Origin of the sequence: Streptomyces sp. OZ13, from assembly GCF_052068155.1 — a bacterium.
GTDB lineage: Bacteria > Actinomycetota > Actinomycetes > Streptomycetales > Streptomycetaceae > Streptomyces.
Map to the genome: position 1 here is coordinate 226,371 of NZ_JBQHCZ010000013.1, position 6,951 is coordinate 233,321.

Here is a 6,951-nt window from a genome sequence, read left to right on the forward strand (position 1 = left end):
CGGGGGCACCGACAGCGCTACCAGCTGGCCTTGCGGTACAGCTCCCACACCTGCATGACGGTCTGCGGGTCGAGGGCACGCTCGCCGCCGCCGATCTCCTCGCTGGCCGCCACGTACAGTTTGCCCTGCCACAGCGGCAGCAGGCGAACGTCGTCGACGAGGATCTCCTGCGCCTTCTCGAACTGCTTGGTGACCGCTCCGCGGTCGCTCTCACGCCGGGACTGCACGAGCTGCTCGGAGATCTCCGGTGCGTCGTACGGGGTGCCGAGGACGTTGTTCGGGCCGACGAACGGCGCGATGAAGTTGTCCGGGTCCGGGAAGTCCGGGAACCAGCCACGGCCGAAGACGGGGTACTGGCCCGCCTGGTAGCCCTTCTGGAACTCGTCCCACGGCTTGCCCTGGATCGTGATCTTGAACAGGCCGGTGGTTTCGAGCTGCCGCTTGATCTCGGCGAACTCGGGGGCCGTCGCGGAGCCGTACCGGTCGGTGGTGTACCAGAAGCTCAGCGGAACGGGCTCGCTGATGCCCGCGTCCTCGAGGATCTCCTCCGCCTTCTTGACGTCCGGCTCGCCGTAACGGTCGAAGAACTCGGTGGTGTGTCCGGCGATGCCCTTGGGGACCATCGAGTACAGCGGCTCGGCGGTTCCCTTGTAGACCTTCTCCACGAGCGCTCCGCGGTCGATGATCTGCGCGATCGCGCGGCGCACGGCCAGCTTGCCGCCGTTGGGGTCGGCCGGGTTGAAGACGAGGTAGCGGATGTCGGCGCCGACCGTCTCGACCAGCTGGAGGTGGTCGTTCTCCGGCTTCTTCTCCTGGAGTTCGACGACCTGCTCCGCGGTCAGACCACGGTTGATCGCGTCGATCTCCTGCTTCTTCAGGGCCGTCATCATGAGGGCGGAGTCCTGGAAGTAGCGGATCGTCACCGCGTCGTTCTTGACCTTCGCGAAGCCCTTGTACTTGGCGAAGCGGGTCAGCTCCGCCCGGTCGCCCTTCTCGTACGAGGCCAGGGCGTACGGACCGGAGCCGGTGAGCTTGCCGTCCTCACGGAGCTTGTCGGCCGGGTACTCGGAGGGCGGCACGATCGACATGGCCGGGGTGGCGAGGATGAACGGGAACGTGGCGTCGGCGGTCTTGAGACGGAAGGTCACGGTGCGGTCACCGGTCGTCTCCACCTTGTCGAGCGACCCCAGCAGACCCTTCGGACCACCCTGCACGGCGATGGTCCGGATGCGGTCGATGGAGTGCTTGACGGCGGCGGCGTCGAGCTTGTCACCGTTGGTGAAGGTGAGGCCCTCCTTGAGTTCGCACTCGAAGACCTTGTTGCCGGTGTCGGCGAAGCGGCACTCGCCCGCGTCGGACTGCGGCACGGTGCTCCCCGTCGGGAAGCTCACCAGGGTCTGGAAGACGTTCCGGTACAACTCCCACGAACCGTCCCATGCGGCAGCCGGGTCGAGAGTGCTCGGCTCGCTGGTCGTACCGACGGAGATCTTCTGTTCACGGTCGGCGTCCTCGTCCGAGAACAGGCCGCACCCCGCCAGCAGAGATATGGACGCTAGGGCTGCAGCGGCCTGCAGACAGGTCCGGTAGAACACGTGCACGCTCCTCGTTCAGCCATGGGTCGGCGAACCATACCGCAGCGCCCCGCCGGGTCAACCTGGAGGCCCGGCGGGGCACTTGGATCATTCAGGAACAAACCGCCTCAGGGCGGTCCGCTCGGCGTCAGTGGACACCCGCGTTGAGGAAGATACCGCCGTCCACGACGAGCGTCTGCCCCGTGATCCAGTCCGACTGCTCGGAGGTCAGGAACGCGGCGGCGCCGCCGATGTCCGCCGGCACGCCGAGCCGCCCCAGGGGGTACGCGGCGGCCGCCTCGGCCTCCCGGCCCTCGTAGAGCGCCTCCGCGAACTTGGTCTTGATCACCGCGGGCGCGATGGCGTTGACGCGGACCGAGGGCGCGAGCTCGTGCGCCAGCTGGAGCGTCAGGTTGACCATGGCCGCCTTGCTCATGCCGTACGCGCCGATGAAGGGCGACGCTGAGACACCGGCGACGGAGGCGATGTTCACGATCGCACCGCCGTTCTCCTTCTGCCACGCCTTCCACGTCTGCTGCGCGAAGCCGAGGGCGGAGATCACGTTGGTCTCGTAGACCTTGCGCGCCACGCCCAGGTCGAGCTCGGCGATCGGGCCGAAGACCGGGTTCGTGCCGGCGTTGTTGACCAGGAAGTCGACGCGGCCGAAGGCCTCCATGGTGCGCTCGACCGCCGCCGCCTGGTGGGCCTCGTCGTGGGCCTTGCCCGCCACCGCGATGACCCGGTCGGCGCCGAGCCGCTCCACGGCCTCCTTCAGGGCCTCCTCGCCGCGCCCGGTGATGCACACCCGGTCGCCACGGGCGACGAGCGCCTCGGCGATGCCGTACCCGATGCCCCGGCTCGCGCCGGTGACCAGCGCGACCTTGCCGCTGTCCGCGGCCTGACCCGCCCCTGCCGTCTGTGCTGCCATGTCGTTCGAACCCCGATTCAGTTGAGCGGGCCGCCGGCCACGTACATGACCTGGCCGGAGACGAATCCGGCGTCTTCACCGGCGAAGAAGGCGATCGCATTCGCGACGTCCTCGGGCCGGCCGACGCGCTGGACGGGGATCTGGGTGGCGGCGGCGGCCTGGAACTCCTCGAAGCCCATACCCACGCGGGCCGCCGTCTGCGCCGTCATCTCGGTGACGATGAAGCCCGGGGCGACGGCATTGGCCGTGATGCCGAACTTGCCCAGCTCCTTGGCCAGAGTCTTGGTGAAGCCCTGGAGGCCGGCCTTGACCGCCGCGTAGTTGGCCTGGCCGCGGTTGCCGAGCGCCGAGGACGAGGACAGGGAGACGATCCGGCCGAAGCCGGCGTCGACCATGTGCTTCTGGCAGGCCTTGGCCATCAGGAACGCACCCTTGAGGTGCACGTTGACGACGGTGTCCCAGTCGGACTCGCTCATCTTGAAGAGCAGGTTGTCGCGGAGCACACCGGCGTTGTTCACCAGGATCGTCGGCGCGCCGAGCTCGGCCGCGACGCGCGCCACGGCGGCCTCCACCTGCGCGGCGTCCGAGACGTCGCAGCCCACCGCGAGCGCCTTGCCGCCGGCTGCGGTGATCTTCTCGACCGTGTCCTTGCAGGCCGCCTCGTCGAGGTCGAGTACGGCTACGGCCCGGCCGTCGGCCGCGAGCCGGACGGCGGTGGCGGCGCCGATGCCGCGCGCGCCCCCGGTAACGACAGCCACACGCTGCTCGGTGGTGGACATTCTGGTTCTCCTCGCCCTTGAAGCCCGTCAATCCCTGTGCCGGCGACTGCCGCGGCCCTTGACTGAGCAACCGCTTAGTACCTTCGGCAGACAGGACGCTAGAAGCCCTGGCACGCGGTGTCAACGGCACCAGGGGTCCACGGCGCATGTCACATCGATCAGCCGCGTCCGTCAGCGCACCAGCAGGTCGAGCAGCCGCTCCACCTCGGCCGCCGGATCGGCGGTGAGCCCGGTGTGCACCGGGCCCGGCTGGACGACGGTGGACCGGGGCGCGATCAGCCACCGGAAGCGCCGTCCCGCGTCGTCAGTGGCGGCCTGTCCCGCGTCCTCGCCGCCCCGGCAGACGCCCTCCACAGCGTGCAGCGCCGCCCGTACGCCGTTCACGTCGGCCTCCGGGTCGAGCGCCCGCAGCTTGCCCTCGTCCAGGTGCGTGCGGGCGGCCACGAAGGTCCTGGCGCGGCAGTAGACCACCACGCCGGCGTTGAAGCACTCCCCGCGCTCGACCCGCGGCACCACGCGCAGCAGCGCGTACTCGAAAACATCGCGGTCGTTCACCGGCGTGCGTCCTTCTCGTCCGTCTGCGCGTGCTTCTTCGTGGCGTGCGGCCACGGCGTGGCGTGTTCGGTCAGCCAGCCGGGTGCCTGGGACGGCCGCGGCTTCGTCGGGGCGTTCAGCGTGATCCGCTCGTGGATCGTCGCGGCACGCGGCAGCAGGGCCTCGACGTAGGAACGGCGCAGCGCGTCGGTGGAGTCGAAGCCCGGCTCGTCGACCAGCCACTCGTCGGGCACGTCCGCCGCGACCTCGGTGAGCAGTTCCTCCGTGACGAGCGGCGCGAGCTCGGCGGCGGCAGCCTCGACGTCCGGGCCGAAGGGGGCGAGGGCGTGGTCGGACGCGTCGTACGGCTTGGCGGCGGAGGCGGCCGCGCCGGGCCAGTTGTGGTGCCAGATCATGGTGGCGCCGTGGTCGATGAGCCAGAGGTCCCCGTGCCACACCAGCATGTTGGGGTTGCGCCAGGACCGGTCCACGTTGTTGATCAGGGCGTCGAACCAGACCACCTTCCCGGCCTCGGCCGCCGCGACCTCGTAGGCGAGCGGGTCGAACCCGAGCGACCCCGGCAGGAAGTCCATGCCGAGGTTGAGCCCGCCGCTGGCCTTGAGCAGCTCCTGCACCTCCTGGTCCGGCTCCGAGAGACCGATGACCGGATCGAGCTGGATGGTGACGAGGTCGGGCACCCGCAGCCCGAGCCGCCGCCCGAGCTCCCCGCAGATGACCTCGGCGACGAGGGTCTTGCGCCCCTGCCCGGCGCCGGTGAACTTCATGACGTACGTGCCGAGATCGTCGGCCTCGACGATCCCGGGAAGCGAGCCGCCCTCGCGCAGGGGCGTGACGTAACGGGTCGCGGTGACCTCTGTAAGCATTTTCCCAGGCTATCCGGTGGCTGTACTTCAGGATCAACGGCGTGGCCGGAACCGTCACTTCCGCACGTCTGTGGACGGCCGACGCCACGGCCCAGGACGGACGCGAAGACAGCGCGAGGCCGCGACCGGTCCCCCGGTTCCGGTCGCGGCCTCACTGGCGTGAAGGGCGGTGCAGGGTCAGCAGCAGCCGCCGGTGACCGGTTCGCGTGCATCGGTCACGGCGGTGGCCTCGCCGGAGCAACATGTGCTGCCCCGCTGTTTGGTCAGGCTGTCGGCGTCGGCCTTGACGACGTACACCTCCCACGGTTCCTGGCCGGGGCCGTGGACCCAGACCTTGTCCTGGAGGGCGTAGCAGCAGCTGGTGTCGTTCTCCTCCGCCGTCGCGAGGCCTGCTTCGCTCAGGCGGGTGGTGGCGGCGTGGACGGCCTCGGTGCTTTCGACTTCCACGCCGAGGTGATCCATGCGGGTCTCCTCCCCCTCCAAGCCTTCGATGAGGACGAGCTTGAGCGGGGGTTCGGCGATGGCGAAGTTGGCGTATCCGTCACGGAGCTTGGCCGGCTCGGTGCCGAAGAGCTTGGTGTAGAAGGCGACGGATGCGGTCAGGTCGGGGACGCGCAGGGCGAGCTGTATGCGGGACATGACGGTCCTCCTGCTGGGGTGGGTGGTGGAGCGTCAGCAGCCGCCGGAGGTGACGGGGGCGCCGACGCCGATCTGGAGGGTGGCGGGGGCAGCGCAGCAGCCGCCGCCGTCGGCCTTGGCGGTCTCCGGCTCGTCGAACAGCCCGGCCCCGCCGCACACGCCCGTCTCGGGGAGGGTCAGCTCCACGCGCTCGGCGGCCTCCTGGTCGCCGGCCAGGGACGCGGCGACGGAGCGGACCTGCTCGTAGCCGGTCATGGCGAGGAAGGTGGGGGCGCGGCCGTAGGACTTCATGCCGACCAGGTAGACGTCCTTCTCCGGGTGGGAGAGCTCGTTCACGCCGTGGGGGTAGACCGTGCCGCAGGAGTGCTGGTTGGGGTCGATCAGCGGGGCCAGCACGACGGGAGCCTGGAGGCGCTCGTCCAGGTCCAGCCGGAGCTCGTTCAGGAAGGTGAGGTCGGGGCGCAGGCCGGTGAGCACGATGATCTCGTCGACCGGGTCGAGGCGTCGGCCGTCGTCGCCGACGAGGACCAGGCGGCCGTCGCCGTCGCGTTCGATCGCCTCGGTGCGGAAGCCGGTCACGGCGTCGGCGTGGCCCCGGTCGACGGCGGCCTTCGCGGCGAGGCCCAGGGCGCCGCGGGCGGGGAGCTGGTCAGCCTCGCCGCCGCCGAAGGTGGAGCCGGACAGGCCGCGGCGCAGGATCCACACGCCGTGCGTGCCCGCACCGTCGTCCGCCCTCGCCAGGTCGGCCAGGCCCACGAGCGCCGTGAACGCGGAGGCGCCGGAGCCGATGACCGCCGTGCGCCTGCCCGCGTAACGGGCGCGTACGGCCGGTTCCTTCAGGTCGGGGACGCGGTAGGCGATACGGTCCGCCGCCGACTTCTCACCGAGCGCCGGGAGGCCGCTGCCGCCTGCCGGACTCGGAATTCTCCAGGTTCCGGAGGCATCGATCACGGCCCGGGCGGTCAGACGTTCCTCGCGGCCGTCGGCGTACTCGACATGGACGACGAAGGGCCGGCTCTCGCGGTCGGCGTCGACGATCCGGTCACGGCCGGCGCGGGCGACACCGGTGACGGTGGCGCCCAGGCGCACCCGGTCGCCGAGGACGTCGGCGAGCGGCCGGAGGTACTGCTCGGCCCAGTCCCCGCCGGACGGGTACGTATCGGCGTCGGGCCTGACCCAGCCGGTCGGGGCCAGCAGCTTCTCGGCGGCGGGGTCGACGACTTCGCCCCAGGTGGAGAACAAGCGCACGTGCGACCACTCACGCACCGCGGCCCCGGCGGCGTCGCCGGCTTCCAGGACGAGGGGCTCGAGGCCGCGTTCCAGCAGGTGGGCTGCTGCCGCGAGCCCGACGGGGCCGGCTCCGACGACGACGACGGGAAGCTGGTGGCTGCTCATGGTGGTGGGTCTCCTCGGTGCGAAAGGGCGGTCGGCGGGCTGTCAGCGGGCGTTGATGAGCGCGGTCAGCTGGGCGCGCGCCCGGATCCGCGCTGCTCGGCCCGCGCTGTCGCTGACCTCGGCGCGACTGTCGCAGAAGCTGACGCCGGCCAGGTGGCGGGCGGTGCGGCGCGCCTTGGCGGCACGGAGCGCGGCGCGGAGCGATCTCATGACAACCCCCT

The 6,951-nt window shown here is 70.8% G+C and carries 7 protein-coding genes; all 7 read right to left on the reverse strand.

Annotated features, from left to right (window positions below):
• Positions 1-17: 17 nt before the first annotated feature.
• Positions 18-1,592 carry an ABC transporter substrate-binding protein gene (locus ACTMTU_RS26670; RefSeq protein WP_441265984.1) on the reverse strand — a complete coding sequence of 525 codons (1,575 nt, stop codon included), beginning with the start codon at positions 1,590-1,592 and terminating at the stop codon, positions 18-20.
• 127 nt (positions 1,593-1,719) lie between these two features.
• On the reverse strand, positions 1,720-2,499 hold the full coding sequence (locus tag ACTMTU_RS26675) for an SDR family oxidoreductase (protein ID WP_441265985.1): 780 nt from the start codon (positions 2,497-2,499) through the stop codon (positions 1,720-1,722).
• A 17-nt stretch (positions 2,500-2,516) separates the two neighbouring features.
• Positions 2,517-3,278, reverse strand: coding sequence for a 3-oxoacyl-ACP reductase FabG (fabG, locus tag ACTMTU_RS26680; protein WP_189470121.1), 762 nt, complete (start codon positions 3,276-3,278; stop codon positions 2,517-2,519).
• Positions 3,279-3,449: 171 nt separating this feature from the next.
• A complete protein-coding gene (locus ACTMTU_RS26685; RefSeq protein ID WP_441265986.1) occupies positions 3,450-3,833 on the reverse strand; it encodes a DUF3037 domain-containing protein in 384 nt (127 codons plus the stop codon).
• Complete coding sequence (locus ACTMTU_RS26690) at positions 3,830-4,696, reverse strand: HipA family kinase (RefSeq protein ID WP_441265987.1); 867 nt, start codon at positions 4,694-4,696, stop codon at positions 3,830-3,832. Before ACTMTU_RS26690 ends, ACTMTU_RS26685 begins: the two co-directional genes overlap by 4 nt.
• A gap of 177 nt (positions 4,697-4,873) precedes the next feature.
• Positions 4,874-5,335, reverse strand: coding sequence for an ArsI/CadI family heavy metal resistance metalloenzyme (locus ACTMTU_RS26695; protein ID WP_441265988.1), 462 nt, complete (start codon positions 5,333-5,335; stop codon positions 4,874-4,876).
• A gap of 33 nt (positions 5,336-5,368) precedes the next feature.
• Positions 5,369-6,730, reverse strand: coding sequence for an FAD-dependent oxidoreductase (locus ACTMTU_RS26700; protein ID WP_441265989.1), 1,362 nt, complete (start codon positions 6,728-6,730; stop codon positions 5,369-5,371).
• Positions 6,731-6,951 lie beyond the last annotated feature (221 nt).

What these genes read in the sequence shown, in the direction of transcription:
- ACTMTU_RS26675 (WP_441265985.1), bottom strand. Translation starts at nt 2,499, where the DNA reads ATGGCAGCACAGACGGCAGGGGCGGGTCAGGCCGCGGACAGCGGCAAG.
- fabG (WP_189470121.1), bottom strand. Translation starts at nt 3,278, where the DNA reads ATGTCCACCACCGAGCAGCGTGTGGCTGTCGTTACCGGGGGCGCGCGC.
- ACTMTU_RS26690 (WP_441265987.1), bottom strand. Translation starts at nt 4,696, where the DNA reads ATGCTTACAGAGGTCACCGCGACCCGTTACGTCACGCCCCTGCGCGAG.
- ACTMTU_RS26695 (WP_441265988.1), bottom strand. Translation starts at nt 5,335, where the DNA reads ATGTCCCGCATACAGCTCGCCCTGCGCGTCCCCGACCTGACCGCATCC.
- ACTMTU_RS26700 (WP_441265989.1), bottom strand. Translation starts at nt 6,730, where the DNA reads ATGAGCAGCCACCAGCTTCCCGTCGTCGTCGTCGGAGCCGGCCCCGTC.